At 50.0% G+C, this 23,704-nt stretch carries 19 protein-coding genes; 14 read left to right on the top strand and 5 right to left on the bottom strand.

All coding sequences use genetic code 11. The features are described from left to right. The first annotated feature begins 26 nt into the window (after window positions 1-26). The 5 genes from ccsA (J2Y43_RS02320) (at window position 27) to J2Y43_RS02340 (ending at window position 5,594) form a co-directional block, all read left to right on the top strand. A complete protein-coding gene (gene ccsA / locus J2Y43_RS02320; protein WP_309981429.1) occupies window positions 27-707 on the top strand; it encodes a cytochrome c biogenesis protein CcsA in 681 nt (226 codons plus the stop codon). Between the two features lie 82 nt (window positions 708-789). Then, a complete protein-coding gene (locus tag J2Y43_RS02325; RefSeq protein ID WP_309981428.1) occupies window positions 790-1,014 on the top strand; it encodes a CcmD family protein in 225 nt (74 codons plus the stop codon). A gap of 6 nt (window positions 1,015-1,020) precedes the next feature. After that, the gene (locus J2Y43_RS02330; RefSeq protein ID WP_291199061.1) at window positions 1,021-1,455 is read left to right on the top strand and encodes a cytochrome c maturation protein CcmE; all 435 of its coding nucleotides are present in this window, start codon (window positions 1,021-1,023) and stop codon (window positions 1,453-1,455) included. Continuing rightward, the gene (gene ccsA, locus J2Y43_RS02335; RefSeq protein ID WP_309981427.1) at window positions 1,452-4,052 is read left to right on the top strand and encodes a cytochrome c biogenesis protein CcsA; all 2,601 of its coding nucleotides are present in this window, start codon (window positions 1,452-1,454) and stop codon (window positions 4,050-4,052) included. The genes J2Y43_RS02330 and ccsA (J2Y43_RS02335) overlap by 4 nt, the downstream gene beginning before the upstream one ends. A 162-nt stretch (window positions 4,053-4,214) precedes the next feature. After that, window positions 4,215-5,594: an NAD(P)/FAD-dependent oxidoreductase gene (locus J2Y43_RS02340; RefSeq protein WP_309981426.1), complete on the top strand. Its 1,380-nt coding sequence runs from the start codon at window positions 4,215-4,217 to the stop codon at window positions 5,592-5,594. Here the strand turns inward: J2Y43_RS02340 and J2Y43_RS02345 are convergent. Next, window positions 5,591-8,143 (bottom strand): TonB-dependent receptor, encoded by a 2,553-nt coding sequence (locus J2Y43_RS02345; RefSeq protein WP_309981425.1) that lies wholly within the window; start codon window positions 8,141-8,143, stop codon window positions 5,591-5,593. The genes J2Y43_RS02340 and J2Y43_RS02345 overlap by 4 nt on opposite strands. 233 nt (window positions 8,144-8,376) lie before the next feature. On the opposite strand from J2Y43_RS02345, the gene J2Y43_RS02350 reads away from it, so the two are divergent. Beyond that, on the top strand, window positions 8,377-8,676 hold the full coding sequence (locus J2Y43_RS02350; protein ID WP_309981424.1) for a DUF3817 domain-containing protein: 300 nt from the start codon (window positions 8,377-8,379) through the stop codon (window positions 8,674-8,676). A 43-nt stretch (window positions 8,677-8,719) separates the two neighbouring features. Beyond that, complete coding sequence (locus J2Y43_RS02355; RefSeq protein ID WP_309981423.1) at window positions 8,720-10,897, top strand: DUF5916 domain-containing protein; 2,178 nt, start codon at window positions 8,720-8,722, stop codon at window positions 10,895-10,897. Here J2Y43_RS02355 and J2Y43_RS02360 read toward each other — a convergent pair. Beyond that, window positions 10,894-12,303 (bottom strand): leucine-rich repeat domain-containing protein, encoded by a 1,410-nt coding sequence (locus J2Y43_RS02360; protein ID WP_309981422.1) that lies wholly within the window; start codon window positions 12,301-12,303, stop codon window positions 10,894-10,896. The two genes, J2Y43_RS02355 and J2Y43_RS02360, sit on opposite strands and share 4 nt — an antisense overlap. 160 nt (window positions 12,304-12,463) lie before the next feature. Further along, complete coding sequence (locus J2Y43_RS02365) at window positions 12,464-13,438, bottom strand: polyprenyl synthetase family protein (protein ID WP_309981421.1); 975 nt, start codon at window positions 13,436-13,438, stop codon at window positions 12,464-12,466. Window positions 13,439-13,681: 243 nt separating this feature from the next. Between J2Y43_RS02365 and J2Y43_RS02370 the strand changes: the two genes are divergently transcribed. Beyond that, a complete protein-coding gene (locus tag J2Y43_RS02370) occupies window positions 13,682-14,680 on the top strand; it encodes a patatin-like phospholipase family protein (protein WP_309981420.1) in 999 nt (332 codons plus the stop codon). A gap of 3 nt (window positions 14,681-14,683) precedes the next feature. Then, window positions 14,684-15,574: a glycerophosphodiester phosphodiesterase family protein gene (locus tag J2Y43_RS02375; protein WP_309981419.1), complete on the top strand. Its 891-nt coding sequence runs from the start codon at window positions 14,684-14,686 to the stop codon at window positions 15,572-15,574. A 105-nt stretch (window positions 15,575-15,679) separates the two neighbouring features. Here the strand turns inward: J2Y43_RS02375 and J2Y43_RS02380 are convergent, their stop codons facing one another. After that, window positions 15,680-19,036, bottom strand: coding sequence for a carboxypeptidase regulatory-like domain-containing protein (locus tag J2Y43_RS02380; protein WP_309981418.1), 3,357 nt, complete (start codon window positions 19,034-19,036; stop codon window positions 15,680-15,682). 488 nt (window positions 19,037-19,524) lie between these two features. On the opposite strand from J2Y43_RS02380, the gene J2Y43_RS02385 reads away from it, so the two are divergent. Further along, on the top strand, window positions 19,525-20,301 hold the full coding sequence (locus tag J2Y43_RS02385) for an alpha/beta fold hydrolase (RefSeq protein WP_309981417.1): 777 nt from the start codon (window positions 19,525-19,527) through the stop codon (window positions 20,299-20,301). Here the strand turns inward: J2Y43_RS02385 and J2Y43_RS02390 are convergent. Continuing rightward, window positions 20,294-20,725 (bottom strand): hypothetical protein, encoded by a 432-nt coding sequence (locus tag J2Y43_RS02390; RefSeq protein WP_309981416.1) that lies wholly within the window; start codon window positions 20,723-20,725, stop codon window positions 20,294-20,296. The genes J2Y43_RS02385 and J2Y43_RS02390 overlap by 8 nt on opposite strands. Before the next feature lie 80 nt (window positions 20,726-20,805). Between J2Y43_RS02390 and J2Y43_RS02395 the strand changes: the two genes are divergently transcribed. The 4 genes from J2Y43_RS02395 to pssA all read left to right on the top strand — a co-directional run bounded on the left by J2Y43_RS02395 (window position 20,806) and on the right by pssA (window position 23,696). After that, window positions 20,806-21,510 (top strand): SAM-dependent methyltransferase, encoded by a 705-nt coding sequence (locus J2Y43_RS02395; RefSeq protein WP_309981415.1) that lies wholly within the window; start codon window positions 20,806-20,808, stop codon window positions 21,508-21,510. An 87-nt stretch (window positions 21,511-21,597) separates the two neighbouring features. Further along, window positions 21,598-22,296 carry a hypothetical protein gene (locus J2Y43_RS02400; protein WP_309981414.1) on the top strand — a complete coding sequence of 233 codons (699 nt, stop codon included), beginning with the start codon at window positions 21,598-21,600 and terminating at the stop codon, window positions 22,294-22,296. Between the two features lie 50 nt (window positions 22,297-22,346). Continuing rightward, complete coding sequence (locus J2Y43_RS02405; protein WP_309981413.1) at window positions 22,347-22,985, top strand: MBL fold metallo-hydrolase; 639 nt, start codon at window positions 22,347-22,349, stop codon at window positions 22,983-22,985. Between the two features lie 6 nt (window positions 22,986-22,991). Next, complete coding sequence (gene pssA / locus J2Y43_RS02410) at window positions 22,992-23,696, top strand: CDP-diacylglycerol--serine O-phosphatidyltransferase (protein ID WP_309981412.1); 705 nt, start codon at window positions 22,992-22,994, stop codon at window positions 23,694-23,696. Window positions 23,697-23,704 lie beyond the last annotated feature (8 nt).

The following is a 23,704-nucleotide window of genomic DNA, read 5'->3' on the forward strand; positions in this document are numbered from 1 at the left end:
CATAACTTTTAAAGTATTAGTTTAAAATGAGAAAGATCTGGTGGAAAATCCTCTGTATTGTGATCATCTTCTACGTGATCATCATGGGATTTATCGGTCCCGTTCCACGCCTTCCAATTATTAACGAAAGTATCCGCAATACCTACTTTCACGTAGCGCTGTGGTTCGCGATGACCATCCTGCTTTTCACGTCCATGATATACTCGATCCGCTATCTCAGCAAAGGAAGAATCGGGGATGACGATATTGCCAGCGAGATCGCCAAATCGGGCATCTTTTTCGGCGTCTTGGGCTGTCTGACAGGCTCGGTTTGGGCTAATTTCACCTGGGGAGATCCCTGGCCGAACGACCCCAAACTCAATGGCGCTGCGGTGGGTATCCTTATTTATATGGCCTATCTGCTGCTCAGAAGTTCTTTCGAAGACGAGCAACGCAGAGCACGAATCTCATCGGTTTACAACATTTTTGCCTTCGCGGTATTCATTCCGATCATCTACATTCTTCCGCGTCTGACGGACTCATTGCACCCCGGAAGCGGCGGTAACAGCACATTTGGTTCTTACGATATCGACAACGACATCCGGAAGGTATTATATCCTGCGGTAATCGGCTACATTCTGCTCGGCCTTTGGGTTGCGGAGCTAAGAATACGCATTAAGCGCATAAGGCGGTTCCACGAGGAAGAGTCGATTAAGACGGGCAAATAAAAAAGCATTCTGGCCTGATTTGAGCCATTTACAAACGTTTCAAAGTAAAATTTCGTTAAGGTTTAGTCCATTCATATATACAATGAAAAGAATTTCCCTCATCCTCCTGACATTGCTGGCGATCTCCGGCAATCTGTTCGCACAGGCGGGAGACACCTCCGTAGCAATGGCCGACAAGCTTCGTGAAGACGGTAAAATCTGGGTCGTAGTGGCCGTAGTGGCCGTTATTTTCTCCGGCATAGCGATCAATATGCTTCGCATTGATTCCAAGTTGAAAAAGATTGAAAAAGACCTCAATATCAAGTAAGCCCCTATGAAAAAGATACAGATATTCGGATTGGTGATCATCGCGGTTGCAATTGGTATTATCGTTTCAACTGCCGGTGATGCAAGTACTTACGTCGATTTTACCAAAGCCAAAGAAATGGCTGCGGATGGTGACAATGAGAGCATTCACGTAGTAGGTAAGCTCAAAAAAGATGCTGCGGGCCAGATCCTTGAAATGGAATATCGCCCGGAAATCGACCCTAACCTGTTCGTTTTCACATTGGTAGATAACAACAATGTGGAACAAAAGGTGGTCTACAAAAACACCAAACCGCAGGATTTCGACAAATCCGAGCAGGTCGTAGTGGTGGGCAAAATGCATGACGGCTCGTTTTCAGCCGAAAAAATCCTCATGAAATGCCCGTCGAAATACGAAAACGGTAAAATGGAAACCACGGAACATACTGCAAAACAATCATGATTCACAGTACGATCGGAAGTGCAGGGCACCTGCTGGTTATAGTCGCGTTTGTAACGGCCATTCTGGCGACGTTCGCTTATTTTAAAGCGGGTATCGCAGGAGGTTCGGTAGAAGAAACGCAAACCTGGAAAAAGTTTGCGCGCGGCGTTTTCTGGGTACATTTGGCAGCGGTGATCGGCGTCGTGTTCTCGCTCTACTGGATCATCGGTAACCATTATTTCGAATACCATTACGCCTGGAAAAACTCTTCGCTTTCCCTGCCGACGGGCTACACCATTTCCAGCTTCTGGCAGGACCAGGAAGGCAGCTTCCTCCTCTGGATATTCTGGAACGTGGTACTCGGTGCGACGCTGATCTTCACCAATCGCTCATGGGAAGCGCCGGTAATGACGGTTTTCGCATTGGTACAGGCATTTTTGACCTCGATGATCCTCGGTGTGGTAATCCCCGGCCTCGATCTTAAAATCGGTTCTACGCCATTCCTTTTGCTGAAAGAGGTAATGCCCGACCTGCCGGTTTACAAAATGGACCCGAATTTCATCCCGAAAGACGGTAACGGTCTCAACCCGCTGTTGCAAAACTACTGGATGGTCATCCACCCTCCTACCCTCTTCCTGGGCTTCGCGAGCACGCTCATTCCGTTCTCGTTCGCGATTGCCGGCCTTTGGAGCAAGCGTGTCCATGAATGGATCCGCCCTGCATTGCCATGGTCGTTGTTTTCGGCGCTGGTTTTGGGTGTGGGTATATTAATGGGTGCTTACTGGGCTTACGAAACGCTCAACTTCGGTAGCTACTGGAACTGGGATCCCGTTGAAAATTCTTCTATTGTGCCCTGGCTCGTGCTCGTGGCGGCGGTACACGTGATGATCATCGCGAGAAGAAATGCGACTGCGTTGAAAACGTCGTTCATTCTCACGATCGCGACATTCATTCTCGTCCTTTACTCGACATTCATGACCCGCAGCGGGGTACTCGGCAATGCTTCGGTACACTCGTTTACGGATCTGGGCCTTTCCGGTCAGTTGCTGATCTACCTTTTCACGTTCATGATCGTGTCGATCGGCCTGCTGGTCGCGCGCTGGAAATCACTACCGAGCGACGAAGAAGAGGTTTCGACCTACTCGCAGGAATTCTGGATTTTCATCGGTGCGACGCTACTTTGCCTCTCGGGCTTCCAGATCATCGCAACCACTTCCATTCCGGTTTATAACAAAATCGCGGAAGCATTCGGTACCGTGTTGAATATGGCACTACCTGCCGACCAGGTGGCGCACTACAACAAGTTCCAGCTCTGGTTCTTCGCATTGATCATCGTTTTGACCGGCATAGGCCAGTATTTCTGGTGGAAAAAAACCGGCAAAGGCAAGTTGCAGGCATTGTACAACCCGCTATTGGTCGCATTGCTGATCAGTGCCGCGGTGATCACGTTCAAGCAGGTGCGCGACATTCAGTACATCGCATTGCTGACCACTTCGATCTTCGCAATCGTAGCCAATGGCAATATCCTGCTGAATATTATCCGTGGTAACTATAACCTCTCGGGCGGTGCTATCACGCACATTGGTGTGGCGCTGATGCTGATCGGTATTTTGTTCTCCTCGGCTTACACCAAAGTTGTTTCGATCAACAACTCCGGTTTGATGATCTCCCGCAGTGAGGAATTTACGGCCAATGATAACAAGGAGAATAAAGAAAATATCACCCTCTGGCTCAACAAGCCCGAGAAAATGGGCGATTACATGCTCACCTGGCGCGATGTGCGCGTAGAGCCGCGCCACATTCCGGGTTACATTCCGAAGAGCTGGGTCGATATCGTAGAAGGTGATTTCCACGCAGTTGCATTGCGCGACATCGAGGTAAACGGCCAGAAGTACAATAAAAAGGGCGATACCCTCGAAATTTTTCCTGAAAACTTCTATTACGAGATCGAGTACCGCGAACCTTCGGGCAAAATATTCACATTGTTCCCGCGTGTGCAGATCAACCCGCGCATGGGCGGAATCGTGTCTTCGCCGGATATTCAGCGTAAAGTTGACAAGGATTTGTACACCTACGTTTCGATGGTGACCAATCCTACCGCAGAGCCGGTTTGGAGCCAGAGCGAGAACTTTACGATCAACCTGCGCGACACATTCTTCGTAAACGACTATGTGGCCATTCTGGATAATGTAGTCCGCACCGAAGAGGTAGAAGGTATCAAACTCGGCCCGGGCGATGCAGCTGTGAAAGCGATCATCCGCGTGCTGGATAAAGACAAGGAGTTTGTAGTAACCCCATCGTTCGTGATCCGCGACCGCATGGTAGCACGCAAGCCGGAGGTAAGCGACGAGCTGGGCATGCGCATTCAATTCAACGAAATCAACCCGCAGACAGGCCAGTTCACATTCGGTGTAAATACCACCCAGCGTGATTTCATCGTGATGAAAGCGACTGAAAAGCCATTGATCAACATCCTGTGGCTGGGTACATTTGTGCTGGTTATCGGCTTTGTAATGGCAACCATCCGCAGGTTCAGGGATTTTGTCAAAATGCGTAACAAGGAAAGTGCCGCCACGGAACCTAGGCCCAAAGTAAAGCCGAAAGTGCAAACTGCGTAAGCGATTCATCTGAAATACATTACAAAGCGGTCCGGCCCCGAAAAGCCGGACCGCTTTTCTTTTGGAAACCAGAAACTAAGTAAATCTGCCTCTCACTAAAGGTTTGTTTGAGCTGCGTATATAGGTAAGTAATTTGAGGTACTCAATCGACCTCATTACATCATGGACAAGCCGCAACAATCCTCCCGGCGCGAGTTTCTGCGCCAATCCGCCCTGCTCGCGGGTGCCTCACTCATTTCAACCCGCTCTTTCGGGAACATCCACATTGGCAAACAGACCCGCGTGATCGTGATCGGCGCCGGGTTCGCCGGGCTGGCCGCCGCCTACGCCCTCAAACAAAAGAATGTGGACGTGACGGTGCTCGAAGCGCGCAACCGCATTGGCGGCAGGGTATTCTCCCATACCATTGATCCAAAAGAAAACCTGGTCGTAGAACTCGGCGCCGAATGGGTAGGCAACTCCCACGAGCGCGTGCGTGCATTGTGCGACCAGTTCAAAATACCACTGCTGAACAACCAGTTCGATACCCACCTCATTTACCAGAACGAATATTCCAAAGCAAATGCCTGGGATTTCACGGATAATTGGAAGGCTAAAATGAAGACGCTGCTCGAAGGCTACAAACGGCTGGACGAGAAACAGAAAGTCGAACTCGACAGCATCGATTGGTGGCGCTACCTCGTCAACAATGGCTGCGAAGGCAAGGACCTTGTCTTCCGGGAACTGCTCGACAGTACTGATTTCGGTGAAAGCATCCGGCACGTGTCGGCTTACATTGCGTTGGCCACATTCGCGGAAAGCAGCGAGAAGAACGAGATGGATTTGAAAATGCAGGGTGGCAATGCGATGCTCGCGAAGAAGTTTGCGGAAGGGATAGGAAATGATCGCGTACTGACCGGCCACGCCGTGAAACGCATCGAACAGAAAGATACCGTGAAAGTAACCTGCGAAAACGGCAAGACTTTCGAAGCCGACAAGCTCATCTGCGCCATTCCCACATTTGCTATCCGCAACATTCAGTGGGAACCGGGATTACCGGCTGAAAAGGTACAGGCGATTAACGAGCTGCAATATGCCCGCATCAACAAGAACGCCATTCTGTTCAAAAAGCGCTTCTGGAAAGACGAGAGCTTCGACCTCATTACCGACCAGACGCCCCATTACTTTTACCACGCTACCAAAAACCAGCCATCGCAAAAAGGCGTGCTAATCTCTTACACGATCGGAGAAAAAGCTGAACTCATTTCCGCACAAAACGACGATTGGAAGAAAAAAATGCTGGGGCAAACGCTTAGCCCGTATTTTCCCAAGGCCCAAAAACTCATTGAATCGCAAGCCAATTATTACTGGGGAACCGACAAGATTTCGCAAGGCGCATACGCGATGTACGGGCTGAACCAGTGGTACACGACCCGCCCCGCATTGCAGAAACCTTTCCTGCATACCTCTTTCGCCGGCGAACACCTCGCCGACTGGCAAGGGTTCATGGAAGGCGCGGTAGTCACCGGCGAAATGGCAGCGGCGGAAATCATTGCGGTTTAGAACCGTAATCCCAACCTGGTAAAGAAAAACGCCCCGTTGCTACCCATTTGGACAGGGTCCCAGGCTCCGCCCGATTCGGTTAATGCGGGCTGGAACTTATCGGGGTACACGTTCAGGATATTGCTTCCTCCGATGGAGAGCGATATGTTTTTGGTGAATTTGTAATTCAATGTAAAGTCTGTCTGGATTTTGGGATTGTATGTATCGATCATATAATCCCAATTCGCCAGCTTGATTTCACCGAAACGGATAAACCGCAACATCGCGCTGAACTTGCTCACAGCGTAATCGAAGGTAAGGTTGATCTTCGAAGGCGGTGCCGATGCCAGTACGAAATGACGCTCGCGCTCGTCGAAATAAATATCCTCTTTGCCAGCCAGCTTAGGCACGGTATTCACCGGCCCCAGTTCCATCCAGTTGAAGTTAGCGGCCACGGTGGTACTGAGCCTCCCGGCGCCCAGCGGTGTGGAGTGCGCCACAATTACGTCCAGCCCTTTGGTAGTGGTGTATTCCAATGCATTTGTAAAGAACTGCGCCTTCCCTACCCGAAGCGCTTTCAGCAGATCGCCAATATCCTCATCGTCGTCGCTGAACTGCCCGGTAAGCACCACGCGGTCTTTGACTTTCACGTAATAGCCGTCCACGGTCACCGAAAGCCCGGCCGCTGGTGTGAAGGTGATCCCGAGGCTGCCGTTCAGGGACGTTTCCTGTTTCAGCTGGGGAATGCCCAATGCTTTGGTAACGGCGCTGTTGTTGTTCGCCAGCAGCACTTCCACCGGCTGGCCGTTCACGAAATTGGTAAATGTGGAATTGAAATACTTTTGGGCCAACGACGGCGCACGAAAGCCTGTACTCACCGACCCGCGCAGCGCAAGCGCTTCGGTAACCTTGTACCGCAAGCCCAGTTTACCATTTAAAGTACTTCCAAAATCACTGTAATGCTCAAAACGGCCAGCCACATCCACCAGGAATTGCTTGGTAACATCCGCTTCCAAATCCACATATGCTCCTATATTGGAACGGCTGTGGTTGGTCGCATCCGCCGGGCTGTAACCGGGGAAGCCCTGCGAGCCGCCCGCAAATTCGGGATCATAGTTGCGATAGGAAGCCTCCTCACCCGCAAAGATCTTGTAGCGCTCCTTCCTGAATTCCCCGCCGAATGCGACGTTCAGGCCTTGCATAAACGTTTTATAATACCGGCTGACGTTCAGATTGACCACATTTTGCCCGAGTTGAAAACCGCCGGCATCGAACGAAGTCTGCGAACGCTCGCCTAGCGACCTATTCAGCGAGTTTTTAACTCCAAAATGAAACTTGTTGAAACCATAGGTATTGCTTAAATCAATATCCCATGATTTCCAGACCCCGCGAATACCTGCAGCCACGGAGCGGTCCTTGATCTCGCTGGTAATGATCGGATCAAAGCCATTCGGGTAAACGGAGGGGATATTCCGGTCGTCGTCCGCGAAGCGCGTCCATGCGTACGCATCGCCCTTGCGCTCGTTGAGGCCACCAAAACTGTAAACCTGAAAATTGCTACCCAACGGTATTTTCGCATTGTAATACACCGCGGCATTGCGGATTTCCGGGTCGCCATACTGCCGCCTAGCGAGGTCCGACTCGCTGGTAACGGTGTTGGCACGGTTGGTGTGGTCGCGGGAATTGTAATCGGCCGTCACGTTGAGAAAACCCTTTTTCGCGATTTTCACGCCGTAGTTTGCGTTGATATTGTAATTCAGGCCATCGAACTTCTTATCGTCAAACCGGTACTTGGCCTTGAACATGCCGGCATTGGCGTTCACAGCCAGCTGGTTGGTCGTTTCTTTCAGCACAATATTGATGACCCCCGCAATGGCATCCGAGCCGTATTGTGCTGCGGCACCGTCGCGCAGGATCTCGATACGTTCGATGGCGGCGGCCGGGATTGCATTCAGGTCGGTACCGGTGTTGCCTCTCCCGCGCGAACCGAAAAGGTTCACCAATGCTGACTGGTGCCGGCGCTTGCCGTTGATGAGCACCAATGTCTGGTCGGGTCCCAGCCCGCGAAGCGACGCCGGATCGACGTGGTCGGCGCCGTCGGAGCCCGTCTGGCGGTTGGAGTTAAAAGAAGGTGCGGCAAACTGCAAAAGCTGGTTCACATCGAGCTGTCCCTGCTTGGTAGTTACTTCGCGGATGTCGATCACATCCACTGGCGCGGGCGTGTCGGTCGAAGAGCGGTTCAGGTTACGGGAACCCACTACCGTTACCTGGTTCAGTACCGTGGCGTCGGCAAGCGCAAAATCCTGGCTGGCGGCGCCGTTCAATTCCCTTTCCATTTTGTTGTAACCCACGAAGGTTACCACGAGTGTTGCATTGTTATAGCCCACTGTGAGGCTGTATGCGCCGTTTTCGTCGGTAACGGTACCATTGCCGGTGCCTTTTTCCAGAACGGAAGCACCAATCAGCGGGTCCCCTTTTTCATCGGTAACCTTCCCGGTTACTTTCAGGCCCTGCGCATAACAATAACAGGAGAGGAACACGAAAAGCCATGTTTGGTAGATTAGTTTCATAATATCGAAATAAGGTGCTATTATTGCCAATAATGCAATTTTTAACCTTAAAACAAATATCATTCAGAATAAAATTTTTCAAAAATACCATTTCACGGAATTTATCTAAACCACCAGTTACATAAATACAAAATGTAACATTTCCGGGCAAAAGCTTTTTCGAACTTCCTGCGTTTCAAGGAGCTTGATGTGTATCTTTGCCGGTAAATTGTATTTCCCTATCCTGATTTCTTATGGTATCCGAACTGATCAAATCGGCATTAGGCCGCCTGCGCATCATTGCATTTCTTGAAGGCATTTCTTTTATTCTACTCCTGGGCGTAGCAATGCCCCTTAAATATTTTGCGGGTATCCCGCAGGCTGTACGCATCGTAGGCATGGCACACGGTGTACTCTTTGTGCTTTTCGTGCTCCTGCTTATCCAGGTTGCTACTGAAAAAAGCTGGTCGTTCAAAAAGTCGGCTTTATCGTTTCTTTCTTCGCTGGTACCATTCGGGACTTTCTATGCTGATTCCCGCTGGTTCAGAAACTGAGTACCCTTGAACCTTTTATATTCCTAAACATCCCCTGAACCAAGTGCTACGTACCTTTATCCTAACCCCTTTCATTTTCTGTTTCATCATTTTCCAAAGCATTGCCCAGAAACCGAACGAAAACTACCAGTACCACATCCACTCAGCCACTTCGCCCGTCAAAGTCGATGGGATAGCGGACGATCCCGCGTGGTCGGCAGCCGAAACTGCCAAAGACTTTTTCATGATCACGCCGATGGACACCAGCTTTTCCAAGGCGCTGACGGACGTGAAACTGTGTTATGACAAACACAACCTGTATATCCTGGTTGTCAACTACAAGCCCATCAATGGCTCGCTGATCGTCGAATCCCTCAAACGTGATTTTGCCTTCGGGAAGAATGATAATTTCCTGCTTTTCATGGACACGTTCGATGACAAGACCAACGGCTTTTCATTCGGCGCCAATGCGGCGGGTGCGCCCTGGGACGGCCAGCAGGGCGACGGCGGTACCGTCGATCTCAGCTGGGACAACAAATGGGTAAGCGCTGTGAAGAACGAAGACGACAAATGGGTCTGGGAAGCTGCCATTCCGTTTAAAAGTATTCGTTACAAGCCCGGTATTACGCGCTGGGGAATCAATTTCAGCCGCCAGGACCTGACGATCTCCGAAAAATCGTCGTGGGCACCGGTTCCGCGTCAATTTCCGTCGGCCTCGCTCGCGTACACGGGCGTACTCGTGTGGGACACGCCTCCGCCTACGCCCGGCCCGAACATTTCGGTGATCCCCTACGCAGCCATGCGCATGACCAAAGACCACCAGAACGACCTTCCTACCAAATACAAACCGACAATCGGGGGTGATGTAAAAATCGGCCTCACGCCGTCGCTCAACCTCGATTTGACTGTCAACCCGGACTTCTCGCAGGTCGATGTGGATGTGCAGCAAACCAACCTCGACCGTTTCGAACTGTTCTTTCCCGAGCGCCGGCAGTTCTTCCTCGAAAACGCCGACCTTTTCGCCAATTTCGGGTACGCTACCATTCGTCCGTTCTTCTCGCGACGCATCGGTTTGGGTGTACCCATTCAGTTTGGAGCCAGAATGAGCGGAAAAATCAATAAAAACTGGCGGATAGGCGTGCTCGATGTGCAAACCGGCGCCAACGATACGCTGACACCCCACAACAATTACGCCGTGTTTGCATTGCAGCGGCAATTGCTGGCACGCTCCAATGTGCGGTTCATATTCGTGAACAAGGATGCCACGAATTACACCCTCGAAAGGCATTCCGCCACCAACCGTTACAACCGGAACATCGGTGCGGAGTTTAACCTGGCGAGCGCCAAAAACCTCTGGACCGGGAAAGTAATGTTCCTCAAATCCTTCACGCCGGGCAAATCGTCCGACGATTTCACGCATGCCGCCGACCTGAAATTCACCAAAGCGAATTTAATATGGCAATGGCAGCATGAGTACGTGGGCAAGAATTACAATGCGGAAGTAGGTTATGTGCCCAATGCCGTGCGGATGGGTTATTACAAGATCAGCCCTAATGTAGCCTATCTGTTTTTCATTAAGCACAACAAAATCATCAGCCACGGGCCCAAGCTCGTGAGCAATGTTTACTGGGACAAGAAGTTTGATGTGAGCGATAAGGAATTCATTTTATCCTACAACATCAATTTCATCAACCGCGCCACGGTGGCCGTGTGGGGTTCGAGCAACTATGTGCGCCTGCTGCGGCCGTTCGATCCTACCAACCTCGGCGGCTTTACGCTCGCTACCGGTACCGAGCACAACTGGAAAGCCGTTGGTTTCGACATCGTTTCGGGACCGCAAAACCGCTTTACTTACCTCGCATCGGGTATCCTGGGCGGATATTACCAAAATGGCAAGCGCAACAACCTCAAAGCCGAACTCGGTTACCGCGTGCAGCCTTACGTAGCCATTACGATGGCCGGTAATTATAACGATATCCGACTTCCTGAGCCGTGGAAACGCACCCAACTCTGGCTCGTAGGGCCGCGTGTTGACGTGACCTTTACGAACAGCCTCTTTTTCACGACATTCATGCAGTACAACAATCAGGCAGATAACATCAACCTGAATGCCCGTCTGCAATGGCGCTACAAGCCGGCTTCCGACCTTTTTATCGTGTACACAGACAATTATCTGCCCGAGAATTTCAGGGTCAAAAACCGCGCAATCGTTCTGAAATTCACCTACTGGTGGAATCTCTAATAAAACACCTCGATATTCTTGCTTTTGAGCTGGCTCAACTGATCGCTGTATTTACGTTCGGCATCCTGTCCCAAAAACGGGTTGCCGCGTAAATGCAGCTTATCGAGCTTGCGAATCTGCAAAAGCTGCATCGGAAACTCCGGGAAGTTGTTCGCAGAAAGATCCAGCTCCTCCAAGTTGGTAAATGATGCGAGTTCGGCTGGGAATGTCGTCAGCCAGTTGTACCCCAAATCCACGATCCGCAGCTTCTTCATGCGCGTAATACGTTCGGGAAGTTTGCTAAGGTGATTATGATGGGCGTATATGGTATGCACGCTTTTCAGTTTATCCATGCGCTTCGGCAATGCCGTAAGCTGATTATAGGAGACCGCGAAATGCGTCAGGCGCTTCAACCTGGTGATCGATTTTGGAAGGGTTTCCAGTTTGTTATAATACAAATCCAGCACTTCCAGGCCGCGCATTTTGCGGATCCCTTTGGGTAAAACAGCCAATTCCGCCTTATAAAAGTTGAGATCTTTGACTTGTCTCAGCTTTCTGAAACTGGCATTAGTCAATCCGCTCAACCGGTTATTACCCAGCCAGAGGGTTTCGAGCTTTTTGCAGTTCCGGGCGGCCCGTGGCACATCAGTAATGAGGTTCATTTGCAGGTTAAGGAGTTCCAGCGATTTGTTTTTACTAATGGCAATGCTGTTGTCCCGTAATATATTTCTGCTCAGGTCCAGCTGCCGTAGCTTGGGCAGGCGCGCCATGTCGATGTTTACGGTTTCAAGGTCGTTATCTCCCAAAAACAGCTCTTCTAGGTTGGGAAAGCGGTATATTACCTCCGGAATGCTTGTAAGTAAATTTTGTCCGAGCGCGAGCGTCTTCACTTTTAATGTGTCTTTCGTCGCCATTGCCTCAGCCAATCCGTTCACAACGCTGTCTTTTCTGGCCTGCGGTTCCGTGAGGGGCCGGTTATAGAAACTAACGAAGACAGTGATGGCTGTTTTGGTGCCGATCGTCCTGCGCGATACAAAATCGCTGAGATAAGGTGTGAGCTGCGCCGAAACGGCCGCCGCGAGCGAGTCGGCCACGGAGGTATCTTCCTTTTTCTTTCCGTCCGCTAACTGAAAGCTTTTCGTAACACTCACAACGAGGTAGTCGATTTTACCCTCCGCATTCAGGTAAAGCTTGTTCCAGGCCATGTATTCTTTGAATTTATCCGTTTGAAGGATTTGCCTGTAAATATTATCGAATACCGTCCGCACACTGTGCGGGGTTTGATTCACCGGACCTTCGTTATTCTGGTATTCCCGATTTAATTTCTGTGCAAGCTCTTTGGAGACATCTTTCTGTAACAGAACTACGGGCTGGGCCGACAGCCCAAGGCTGGCGACAAGAAGAAAAATAGTTAGGAATATTCTCATGACAGACAGCATTAAGTGAGCACACAAACATAACTAAAAAGCTAGTTATATTATTATACTTACTTATATATTTTCTGTCAAATACGTGGATTTCGAATGAGTATATAAGTAGTCACTTGACTATTCACTCATCGTTCCGGCGACCCGGTTACTCATTGCCTTACTTGCTTCTTTCAATCGTATACTGAACGAGCTGTTCCAGTGACCGTCGGTGCGGTGAATCCGCGAATTCGTTCAGTAGGGTGAGCGCTTCTTTCACGTATTTTTCCATCACCTCCTGCGCATAGCGTAAGCCGCCCGATTCTTTCACGAATGCGATTACTTCACTCACTTTGTTGGGTTTATGGCTTTCGTTGCGGATAATATTGATAATACGGCGCTTTTCGAGCCAGGGCGCGTGGTTTAGCGCATAAATGAGCGGGAGCGTCATTTTCTTCTCCTTAATGTCAATTCCCAGCGGCTTGCCGATCTCGTCTTCGCCGTAGTCGAAAAGATCGTCCTTGATCTGGAATGCCATGCCCACCTTCTCACCGAACGCGTGCATTTTATCCACCACTTCCTTCGTTGCCCCGACCGAGCTAGCTCCGACCGCGCAACATGAAGCGATCAGCGAAGCCGTTTTCTGCCGGATGATTTCGTAGTAAACCTCTTCATTAATATCCAGCCTGCGGGCCTTTTCAATTTGCAGCAGCTCGCCTTCGCTGAGCTCGCGAACGGCGGTAGAAACTATTTTCAGGATTTTGAATTCTTCGTGATCAACTGAAAGCAACAACCCGCGTGACAGCAGATAATCGCCTACCAATACGGCAATCTTATTTTTCCACAATGCATTCACGGAGAAGAATCCACGACGGTAATTCGAATCGTCGACCACATCATCGTGTACCAGAGTGGCCGTGTGCAGCAGCTCGATCATCGCTCCGCCGCGGTAGGTCGATTCGGCAATATCACCACAAACTCCCGCGGACAGGAACACGAACATCGGGCGCAGCTGCTTGCCTTTCCGCCTCACGATGTAATTCATGATCTGATCCAAAAGCATTACTTCGCTTTTCATAAACTGGCGAAACTTCTGCTCGAAAGCTTTCATTTCATCCGCAATAGGAGCCTGGATATCCTTTATTGAAAGGGTCATATTCATGTACGAGGGCTAAAAGGTCCCTCCTGATAATAAAAGGACGCGAACAGGGGCATGAGTTTGTGAATATGTTCGTTTAACCCTCTGAACTCTGATCTTCAAATTTGGAATAAAATCTTCTGTTTACATCAATTTTAAAGCGAAAATGTTTAGAATTGGACAAAGGCCTGGGCGCCAAAAACGGCCAACCGCCGGCAGCCGGCGGCCGAAGTACAAACTAAACCACGTAACCCAGTCGATATGAAAGCACTCGTTCTCGGCGGCGGATCCATGAAAGGAGCATTTCAGGTAGGTGTGATCCAGGCAGTCCTGGAAAACGGCTTTGAGCCTGAAATGGTCTACGGAATTTCCGTAGGCTCGCTGAACGCCACGTTCCTGGCGAATGAAACCGGCAAGCAAATGGCCGAAAATAAGAAGATAGACTGGCCATTGGCGGGCCGAAAGCTGCTCGAATTCTGGATCAAGAATATTACCCAACCACAGGATATTTCCACGTTGCGCTCCCGGGTAATGCTGGGAATGAATACGCTCATGAGCCGTTTCGACGGCATCGTCGACCCGTCGCCGCTGCACCAGCTTATCCGTAAGCACCTCAACGACGATTACCTCCGCGATACGCCCATTAAAGTGAAAGCCGGGGCCGTGAATATCGAAACCGGGGAAATGAAATATGTTTCCACGCAGGACCCGCATTATGTGGATTTTGTATACGCCAGCTCGTCGATACCCATGCTGATGCCGGCAGTCGAAATCAACGACCAGCTTTATCTCGACGGCGGCTTGCGCGAGGTTGCGCCCATACGCGAGGCCATCGAGGACGGCGCGACGGAGATCATCCTCATCGGCTGCCACTCTCCCCTGCTCTACCAGCCGGAAGGCATCAACACCCGCAACCTGATTACGTTGATCGAACGTGTGCGCGACATTACCGTAAACCAGATCGTGAACAACAATATCCAATGGGCCGAGTCGTACGTCGACCGCTCGAACCTGCGGGGAAAGCCTATGAAACTGACGGTAGTGAGGCCGCTGACACCACTCTTCCTCGACTTACAGCATTTCAATTCGGAGGATATTTCACGGCTGATCATCGAAGGCTACCGCGCGGGGGTGGAATCAATTTTGAAAGCCGAGAAGGGCGGCGACTCGGCGGTCACCGACCCCGCCATCAACGGTTCCGCCATCCGCGACGCTTCCAGGCACGGACCGCTCCATACCGAATCAAATAATGTGACATAAACAATGAGAAAACAAACCCGGCAGGCCCTTACACTACTGCTTCTGGCTGCCCTTTCACACACTGCTCCGGCCCAAACCGGCGACTGCCAGTTCAAAGACGCCGAAGCACTTAAAAGCTATCTGAAACCGGGCAAACGCACCACGCCGTTGATTATGGCACACCAGGGTGGTACGGAAGACGGTTATCCCGGCAATAGCATGGCCACCTTCGAGCGGACATATTCCAAAGTGCCTTGCGTGCTCCTGGAAATTGATGTGCGGGCAACCGCCGACAGCCTGCTGGTGATCTCACACGACGATGAGCTGGCATTGAAAACCAACGGGAAGGGTTTGTTGAGTAAAAAGAAGTGGAAAGAAGTCAGCAAACTGAGGTTAAAAGATCCCTACGGCTCCATGACGGAATATCTCATACCCACATTTCAGGAAGTATTAAACTGGTCGGCCGGTAAGAATTTCGTGCTGATTGTCGACAAAAAGCCTGAAACAAGCATTACCCAGACCATCAGAATGCTGCAAGGGACGGGAAATCTCTACAAATCCGTACTAATCTGCTATTCATTAAAAGAAGCGCAACTGGCGCATCAGCTAGCCCCGCAGCTCATGCTGGCGGTCGGATTCAACAGCCCGGAACATATCGACGCCGTCGAGCAATCGGGGCTACCATTGGAGCAGATTGTAGCGCTCACGCCCCGGGAATTGCAGGAAAGCTCTTTTTACCAACGCATTCACGACTTGAACGTCACCTCTTCACTCGGTACCAACGGCAATATCGATACACTTCAAGTTGCCGAGTCAAGGCCATTGTACCAAAAGCTCCGGGATTCCGGCGGGCCCGACATTATCTGCACCGATAATCCGATTTTGGTGCAGAGTATTTTTTATAAGAAGGATTGAGGATTGAAGGGAGAATGGAGGAAGGAGAATGGAGGAAAGGATTGGTATAAAACAAAACGAGCCCGCATTGCTGCGGGCTCGTTGCTGTTAGAAGGCTTGCTATTCTTAGTTGAAGATATAACGGATACCCAACTGCGCCTGCCAAACGTCGTTGATCGTTCTTGACTTCACGAATGCGTCACGCAAAAGGACTGTCTCTCCATTCACTACCTGCGTACCCATGCGGTAGGTAGGAACACCCTGCGCATTTACGCTTGCAAAGTTGAGCGGGTTAGATTGAGTACTGTTCGAAGAGGCAGTTACCTGGTTGGCTACACCCCATTTATTGTTGATCATATTACCAACGTTGAAAATATCGGCACGCAGGCGAATGATGTTCTTCTTATCCTTCTTGCCCACTTTCACGTAGAAATCCTGCTCCACAGTAAGATCGAAACGGGTCAGCCATGGATATGCGCCGCCGTTACGCTCTGCATATTTGCCTTTTCTTTCTTTCAGATAAGGGTGATTGTCGATGTATTTCTGGAATGCTTCTGCCTGCTCCTCTGGCGAGAATGTGTATGTTTTGCCGTTTGCAGTGGTAGTCAAAGTCGCGAAAGTAATGTCGGTCGCCTTGTTCGGCACAAAGATCAGGTCGTTGTTCTGACCATCCCCATTCATATCGGTAGAGCTGATGTAAGAGATTTTAGTACCGCTTGAAGATACGCCACCCAATGTTACCATCGTAGCACCACCGAATTTACCGCCATATTCTTTGCGGTAAGAAACATAACCTACAAAGCGGTGACGAACGTCATTACCTGAATAAGCGAGATCGAGGTAGTTCAAGCCATTTACCCCCGGCACGTTACCTTCCACGGTAGAAGATACCGAAGCGATGTCCTTAGCCATACCATAAGTATAACCCACCATTCCACCGAAGCCGCGTGTAGCAGGTTTTTCGAGTTTACCCGTCAAAGAGTAGGAATATCCCTTGTTGGTGTTGGTCAGCACGTAAGTGTTCGAAACCTGGCTTGAAATCATACGCGCTGCCGTTGCCGCACTACCGCTAAGACCGGAAGCCGGGAAACGATCGCGGGTATCAGGACCTGCAAACTGAGCATTGGGCGCTTTCAGGTTCACGTCGATGTATCGGAGCGAGTTATAGTTTTTGTTGAAAATACCTTCCACAGTTGCTACCACGCCCCAACCGAGTTGCTGGTCGATACCAATGTTGCTTTTCCAGATTTGGGGGAATTTCAGGTCTTCATCCGATGCATTAACCTGGTAGCCTTTAAGCGGCTTGGTGTCTTTCGGATCGGGGTTGTAGCGCGATGGATCTAGCGTGAAAGGATACGCGGTAGTATTGGCTCCTACAACCGTTGCGGAGTTCACCCCATTGTTACCCAACTGGTTCGAAATCAACACATAAGGAATACGGGAAAGGAACAAACCGGTTCCACCACGAACCTGCGTGGTACGGTCGCCTTTTACGTCCCAGTTGAAGCCTATGCGTGGTGAAAGGTAAATGCGTGATTTTGGAACATTACCTGTATTCACATTGTAAGGGTCACCATTTGGCGATCTGAATACGATGGTATCCACAACAGCATTGTAATACTGTTTGGAAGTGTTAGGCATATTGATGTAGTCCGCGCGAAGGCCGGCAGTCAGCTTGAAATTAGGCGTAACCTGGAACTCGTCCTGCGCATACAAGCTGATCGTTTGCGTCTTGAACGTCTGCCATGGAGCAGCACCGCCTGGAAGCAATGAGTAGCGGTAGTTGAAACGAACTACGGTGTCAGGAGCGGTTGTCAGGTTAGGATTAGCCAGGTATGCATTCGCTGCATTCTTGAAATCCTGAATCGATTTGAATACCCAAACGCCATTTGAAGTGGGGAAAAACAAGTTGTTCGACTTGAAGTGCTCATATGACGCACCTACTGTAAATGTATGCTTGCCTGCGAAATATGTCAGGTTGTCGGTAATGTTGAATGTCGCGTAATCCAGACGGTTGTTAGGCGTAAATGGATCTGAACCGATGGTAGTGTAAGTAGATCCGTCTTTCTGGATTTCGATCGTCGGGAAGATCGGCGCCTTGTATTTACGGTCTTCGATCTGCTTATTGTAAGTTGCGATCAGGTTGTTGGCAAATTTGCCGCCGAAGTTCGAGTTCAATTCCGCTACAAGTGAACGGGTGTTATCCTGGATAATGTAGCCTGTGTTCTGAGGAGAAATCGCCGAAAGCGAGTTGGTACGGTTACCGAAACCTGCCGTGTTGGAGCTGTTCGACTGGCTGATCAACACGTCCGAATCCGAATCGTGGTGCGAATAACGCAATGTCAGTTTATGCTTGTCGCTGATGTTGTAGTCGATACGGCCGAGGAATTTCTTGCTTTTGTTCTCATTATTGAAGCCGTCCAATGCACCTACATTGTAATTGAACTTCTCTTGCATAAAAGAAGCCAGGTCCTGCATGTCCGCAAGCGTGGTACGCGACACGTTGCTACCCGATTGCCCGCGGTTCAATACGAAGTCGAGCGCCGGGCTCGAACGTTTTACAAACTCACCATTTACAAAGAAGAACAATTTGTTCTTGATGATCGGGCCCCCCAGACGGAAACCGGTTGTTTTTTCATTGAATTCGGCAACCTTGAATTCAGTACCATCGATTTTCTTTCCTGCCAGGCTCTTGTTCTTGAAGAAGTGGAAAACCGAACCCGAGAATTCGTTGGTACCTGAGCGCGTTACCGCGTTGATACCCGCACCCGCGAAGCCCGACTGGCGTACGTCGTAAGGAGCGATGTTGATCTGCACCTCTTCGATCGCGTCCAGGGAGATCGCCGTAGAACCGGTACGACCGCCTGCTTGCGCTTCGTTACCGAGACCGAAACCGTTGTTGAACACCGAACCGTCGATGGTAAAGTTGTTATAACGGCTATCCTGCCCGCCGAATGAGCGGCCATTGCTGTACGCATTGTACTTGGTAATGTCGTTCAGCGTACGTCCGAGTGTTGGCAGGCTGGTGATGAGACCTTTGTTGAAAGTCGTTGCGGCACCGGTACGGTCGGAGCTGAAAATGTCGCTTCCTGCACCGGTAACAATCACTTCCGCGAGGTCGGTAGAGCCGTCTTTCAGTTCGAAGTTGACGTTGGCAGCAGTACCAAGGTTAGCAAAAATGTTTTCCTGAGATTGTTCATTAAATCCCACGAAGGAAACAGTCACTTTGTAAGGACCACCCACGCGCACCGCGGGAATCGTGTAAAGTCCCTGCTCGTTGGTTACAGAGCCATATTTTGTGCCTGACGGTTCGTGGATCGCTACGACCGTGGCGCCTGGGAGCACCTCGCCTTTGCCGTCTGCAACACGTCCCGTAATCGCTGATGAAGTAACCTGGGCTTGCGCCGCTGGTCCAAATAGAGAGAATAGAAATGCGGTAACCGCGAGGCACACCGCCCGGAAGAGTAAACTTTTCCCGTTCATAAATTTGGTGATTTGGTTTGTAAGAATACTAGCGGATTCATTCAAGGAGGATGAATAATTGACGCAAAATAATAGCTTTTTACATTTACAAACAAAAGACTAAATCCTACTAAAATACAATACTAGTGTTCGTAACTGACTGATCTATTGAAATAATGCAGATTCGTGCACCAATACTTCAATATTTTTCATTTTATCAAATCATTAACAAATCGCGAGAAGGGCCAAAGGCTTTTGAAGAGCGGAATGGAGGCAGAAAAAAAAGATTTTTTATCTATAAATTCAGCAATTATTGTACCAAGACGTAACCGGCATTTAACAAATTGTTAAATTTTAGAAAGCCGGGATTTTTTTCCTTCCCGGAAATCCTTACAACCTTTGCATTATTCGGCTTTCGGCTATCGGCAGTCGGCTTTCGGCTGGTTGCCTGTTGAAATAAATAGCTGACAGCCGACTGCCGACTGCCGAAGTACTACATTAATTATCCTATGCAACTCAATTTCAAACAAATAGGCGAAACAGGCAAGCCCCTGATCATCCTTCACGGTGTGTTTGGTTTTCTCGACAACTGGCTTACCATCGGAAAAACCATTTCAGAACACGGTTACCGGGTTTATCTGGTCGACCAGCGCAACCATGGGCGCTCCCCGCACGAGGGCCCGCTCAACTTCCCGACGCTAGCTGCCGATTTAAAGGAGTTTCTCGAGCAGCAAAACATCGAGTCTCCGATCCTGATCGGGCATTCGATGGGGGGAAAAACGGTGATGGAGTATGCAGTGACCTATCCGGACACATTCGATGCGCTCGTGGTGGTCGACATCGGCCCCAAAGCCTACCCTATTCACCATACCAAAATCCTGAAAGGCCTGAATGCGATTCCCATTGATGAGATCGAAAGCCGTAACCAGGCCGATGAGCTTCTGAGTGAATACGAGCCGCTGGTGGGTGTGCGGCAGTTTTTATTGAAAAACCTTTATAGAAAGGAAGAAGGCGGGTTCGCGTGGCGCTTCAACCTACCATTGCTCACAACCGACATGGCAAATGTAGGCGCACAGATCAAATCCGACCACCCGGTCGAAACGCCCACGCTGTTCATGCGGGGAAGCAATTCCAATTATGTTCTGGATGAAGACCTGGAAGGTATTCTCGACCTGTTTCCAAATGCACAGCTGAAAACAATTGAAGGAGCAGGGCACTGGGTGCAGGCTGAGCAGCCGAAAGCGTTCGTCAGCACCCTGCTGGAATTTCTGAATACGGCTATCTGACGTATTTCATCCTGGGCGAGTTGCACGTAGCGATAATAAGCTGATCATCGCTGATCGATATCTCCCAAGTGGGACAGGTAATGCAATTCAGCAGTTCGCATTGCGGGTTATTGGGCAATGCGGTTGCGGGTTTCACATCGAGAAGGGTGCCATTGATGATCATCGTGGCAGGTGCGCAGCAGCGAGGTGTGCCGTTGGCATTGAGCACCACGCCATCGGCACGAAATATCAGCGAATCAGACTTGGCAGCTTCAATCGGCTCCCAGGTACTCTTATTATCAAGCGAAGACCTTTCAACTTCGATGGAATGCCAAATGCCCGACACTGTCGTGAAAGCATAGTTGGGTGAAAGGTCATTGAAACTATCCTTTTTACAAGACAATAACCACACCAGGACCAAGGGTATGTATAATAGTCTTTTCATACTTATTAAATAATTTTATTTACTCCGTAGATTCACAATCAGGGCATTTGGTTGGAAAGGATTGAAAAAATGAGACACCTATGAACGATTCCGGGATTTCCCTGTACTTAATCCCTACAGTACTGGCAGAAGGCACCCAAAATGCCGTCCTCGCGCCGCAGATCACAGATACCGTAGCGCATCTGGATGTTTTCTTCGTAGAAAATGTCCGCACTGCCCGGCGCTTCATCAGCAGCCTGAAACTCGGCAAAGTGATCGACGAACTGACATTCATCGAACTGAACAAGGATACCACGGAAACGGAAACCGTTGCGTCGCTGCGAAGCCTTTCAAAAAGTGCCGGGGTTATATCGGAGGCAGGGTGCCCGGGTGTCGCCGACCCCGGCGCGGTGGCAGTGCGCATCGCGCACGAGCTGGGGATACATGTGGTGCCGTTGGTGGGTCCATCGTCCATTCTGCTCGCATTGATGGCTTCCGGAATGAGCGGGCAGTCGTTCGCATTTCACGGTTACTTGCCTATTGATAAAGTGCAGCGTAAAAAGGCATTACAAAACCTTGAAAGAAACGCGAGGCAACATCAGCAGACGCAGATATTCATGGAAACGCCCTTTCGTAACAATCAGTTGCTCGAAGCGGTAATTGAAGCATGCTCACCCGACCTGGCATTATGCATTGCGGCCAATATCACCGCACCAGACGAGCTGATCAGGACCATGCCCGTCAGGAAATGGAAGGCACAAAAGCCTGATTTGCATAAAATTCCAGCTATTTTCCTCATTGGATAGGCTTTTGGCGAACGCTGTTTTAATTTTACCAGTTACAACGCATAAGGCTATTTCAGGGTCTTTCGTTCTCTTTGCAAACTGCTATTCATGTTGAAAAAATATATTCTGATAGCCATCGTGGCCGCAGCCGGATTGTGGAGCTGTAATGAAGACAGTCTCGATGCAAGCATTACCGTCGATTCCAATTTCCAGTCGGGAGCCGGCGGGGAAAATGGCTGGATTCCCGGATATGCCGGATATGCTGCAACTGCGGATTCGAGCCAGTTGGATACGGTAGCCGCTACGGCGCTGCTCCCGCGGGGCCTCGATACGACCCAATATGGTTTTCGGATCCTGTCGAGGTATTCAAAAGGCAATATGTTCAGTTATATCAAAAAGCGCGTAACCGGTTTTAAGCCCAATAAGCCCTATGAAATGACGCTTCAAGTAGATCTGGCAACTAAATACACCGCGAGCGCCGTTGTCGACAAGGTGACGTTCAAATCGGGAGTGTCCACCAAAGAGCCTTTAACTACGAAACTGACGTCGGGTGTCTATGCATTCAACCTCGACAAGGGTTCAGGCACTCAGGTAGGCAAAGATGTTCTGCTGAGCGGCAGCATTGCCAGTACCAATCTCGACACACGCTATTATACACTACTAAGGTATTCCAATGATGGACAGCCCATTACTGTAACCGCCAACGGCAATGGCGAGCTATGGTTTTACGCCGGGACCGACTCAGATTACAAGGATACCACCATATTTTACTTCGACCGCATCATAGCGCGGTTCAAAGAACTGTAAAGTGTTTAGTAAATTCGCGCCCATTCATTAATCCTCATATCCCTACCGGAATGGTACAGGTCCAAACATTTGTATTTAACCCATTTTCTGAAAATACCTATCTCCTATACGACGAAACGGGCGAGGCGATCATCATCGATCCGGGCTGCTACGACCGCTCGGAAGTCAACGAACTCACAGATTTTGTGCAACAACACGGCCTGAAACCCGTGCAGATCGTGAACACCCACGCGCACATCGATCATGTGTTGGGCGTAGCAGCACTCAAAAGGAAATACGGTATTCCGTTTGTGTTGCACAAGTTGGATGAGCCGCTTTTGAAGGCTGTCAAAACATATGCTTCCAACTACGGCTTTTCAGCATTTGAAGAGCCGGAGATCGACGGCTTTATCAAAGAGGGCGAAACCATTGAGTTTGGCAATACATCCCTGAAAATCATATTCGTACCCGGCCACGCGCCCGGCCACGTTGCATTGGTGAACGATGCCGAAAAATTCGTCATCGGCGGTGATGTGCTGTTCCGCATGAGCATCGGGCGTACCGACCTCCCGGGCGGCGACCATGCCACACTGCTGCGGAGCATCCGGGAGCAAATGTTTACATTACCCGACGATTACACGGTGTACGCCGGCCATATGGAGCCTACTACCATTGGTTTTGAGAAAAGAAACAACCCTTTCTTCAAATAGCGCCCTATGATCCGTCGCAACATCCCTAATGCCCTCACCTGCGGAAATTTGCTTTGCGGCTGCATTGGCGTGGTGGAAGCATTCCACAACAACCTGCTGCTTTCTTGCGTGCTCATCGGCGTCGCGTTGATATTCGACTTTCTGGATGGCTTTATCGCCCGCCTGCTGAAAGTAACCTCTCCCATTGGCCGCGATCTCGATTCGCTGGCTGATATGGTCACATTTGGGTTGCTTCCTTCGATTATAATGTATCAGTTGCTGATGCAAAGTATTCCCGACTTGTTCGGTATCTGGAAAGCTTACCCTGCATTCATCATCGCGATTTTCTCGGCGATCCGCCTGGCGAAATTCAACAACGATCCGCGCCAGTCGGACTCCTTCATCGGTGTACCCACGCCCGCGAATGCGATGCTGATCGCCTCTTTGCCGTTGATCGTCCATACGGAGAGCGAGATGTGGAAGAATATCATTATTAACACCAATAACCTACTCATACTAAGTGTGGTCATGTCGTATGCACTGGTGATGGAGCTTCCGCTGATCGCGCTCAAATTCAAGAATTTCGGGTGGAAGGGTAACGAGGCACGCTTCATTCTAATCGGTGCTGTCGTGGTTCTGCTTGCTACATTGAAATTCCTCGCTATCCCGGCAATACTGGTCGTTTACGTACTTCTTTCCATTGCCGCGAACGTCACTAAAAAGCAGGCTTGAATTGGTAC

Source organism: Dyadobacter sp. BE31, from assembly GCF_031457695.1.
Classification (GTDB): Bacteria; Bacteroidota; Bacteroidia; order Cytophagales; family Spirosomataceae; genus Dyadobacter.

What these genes read in the sequence shown, in the direction of transcription:
- J2Y43_RS02365 (WP_309981421.1), bottom strand. Translation starts at nt 13,438, where the DNA reads ATGACCCTTTCAATAAAGGATATCCAGGCTCCTATTGCGGATGAAATG.
- J2Y43_RS02340 (WP_309981426.1), top strand. Translation starts at nt 4,215, where the DNA reads ATGGACAAGCCGCAACAATCCTCCCGGCGCGAGTTTCTGCGCCAATCC.
- J2Y43_RS02345 (WP_309981425.1), bottom strand. Translation starts at nt 8,143, where the DNA reads ATGAAACTAATCTACCAAACATGGCTTTTCGTGTTCCTCTCCTGTTAT.
- J2Y43_RS02390 (WP_309981416.1), bottom strand. Translation starts at nt 20,725, where the DNA reads ATGAAAAGACTATTATACATACCCTTGGTCCTGGTGTGGTTATTGTCT.
- J2Y43_RS02405 (WP_309981413.1), top strand. Translation starts at nt 22,347, where the DNA reads ATGGTACAGGTCCAAACATTTGTATTTAACCCATTTTCTGAAAATACC.
- J2Y43_RS02385 (WP_309981417.1), top strand. Translation starts at nt 19,525, where the DNA reads ATGCAACTCAATTTCAAACAAATAGGCGAAACAGGCAAGCCCCTGATC.
- J2Y43_RS02360 (WP_309981422.1), bottom strand. Translation starts at nt 12,303, where the DNA reads ATGAGAATATTCCTAACTATTTTTCTTCTTGTCGCCAGCCTTGGGCTG.
- J2Y43_RS02330 (WP_291199061.1), top strand. Translation starts at nt 1,021, where the DNA reads ATGAAAAAGATACAGATATTCGGATTGGTGATCATCGCGGTTGCAATT.
- J2Y43_RS02325 (WP_309981428.1), top strand. Translation starts at nt 790, where the DNA reads ATGAAAAGAATTTCCCTCATCCTCCTGACATTGCTGGCGATCTCCGGC.
- J2Y43_RS02380 (WP_309981418.1), bottom strand. Translation starts at nt 19,036, where the DNA reads ATGAACGGGAAAAGTTTACTCTTCCGGGCGGTGTGCCTCGCGGTTACC.
- J2Y43_RS02370 (WP_309981420.1), top strand. Translation starts at nt 13,682, where the DNA reads ATGAAAGCACTCGTTCTCGGCGGCGGATCCATGAAAGGAGCATTTCAG.
- J2Y43_RS02350 (WP_309981424.1), top strand. Translation starts at nt 8,377, where the DNA reads ATGGTATCCGAACTGATCAAATCGGCATTAGGCCGCCTGCGCATCATT.
- ccsA (WP_309981427.1), top strand. Translation starts at nt 1,452, where the DNA reads ATGATTCACAGTACGATCGGAAGTGCAGGGCACCTGCTGGTTATAGTC.
- J2Y43_RS02395 (WP_309981415.1), top strand. Translation starts at nt 20,806, where the DNA reads ATGAACGATTCCGGGATTTCCCTGTACTTAATCCCTACAGTACTGGCA.
- J2Y43_RS02375 (WP_309981419.1), top strand. Translation starts at nt 14,684, where the DNA reads ATGAGAAAACAAACCCGGCAGGCCCTTACACTACTGCTTCTGGCTGCC.
- ccsA (WP_309981429.1), top strand. Translation starts at nt 27, where the DNA reads ATGAGAAAGATCTGGTGGAAAATCCTCTGTATTGTGATCATCTTCTAC.
- J2Y43_RS02400 (WP_309981414.1), top strand. Translation starts at nt 21,598, where the DNA reads ATGTTGAAAAAATATATTCTGATAGCCATCGTGGCCGCAGCCGGATTG.
- pssA (WP_309981412.1), top strand. Translation starts at nt 22,992, where the DNA reads ATGATCCGTCGCAACATCCCTAATGCCCTCACCTGCGGAAATTTGCTT.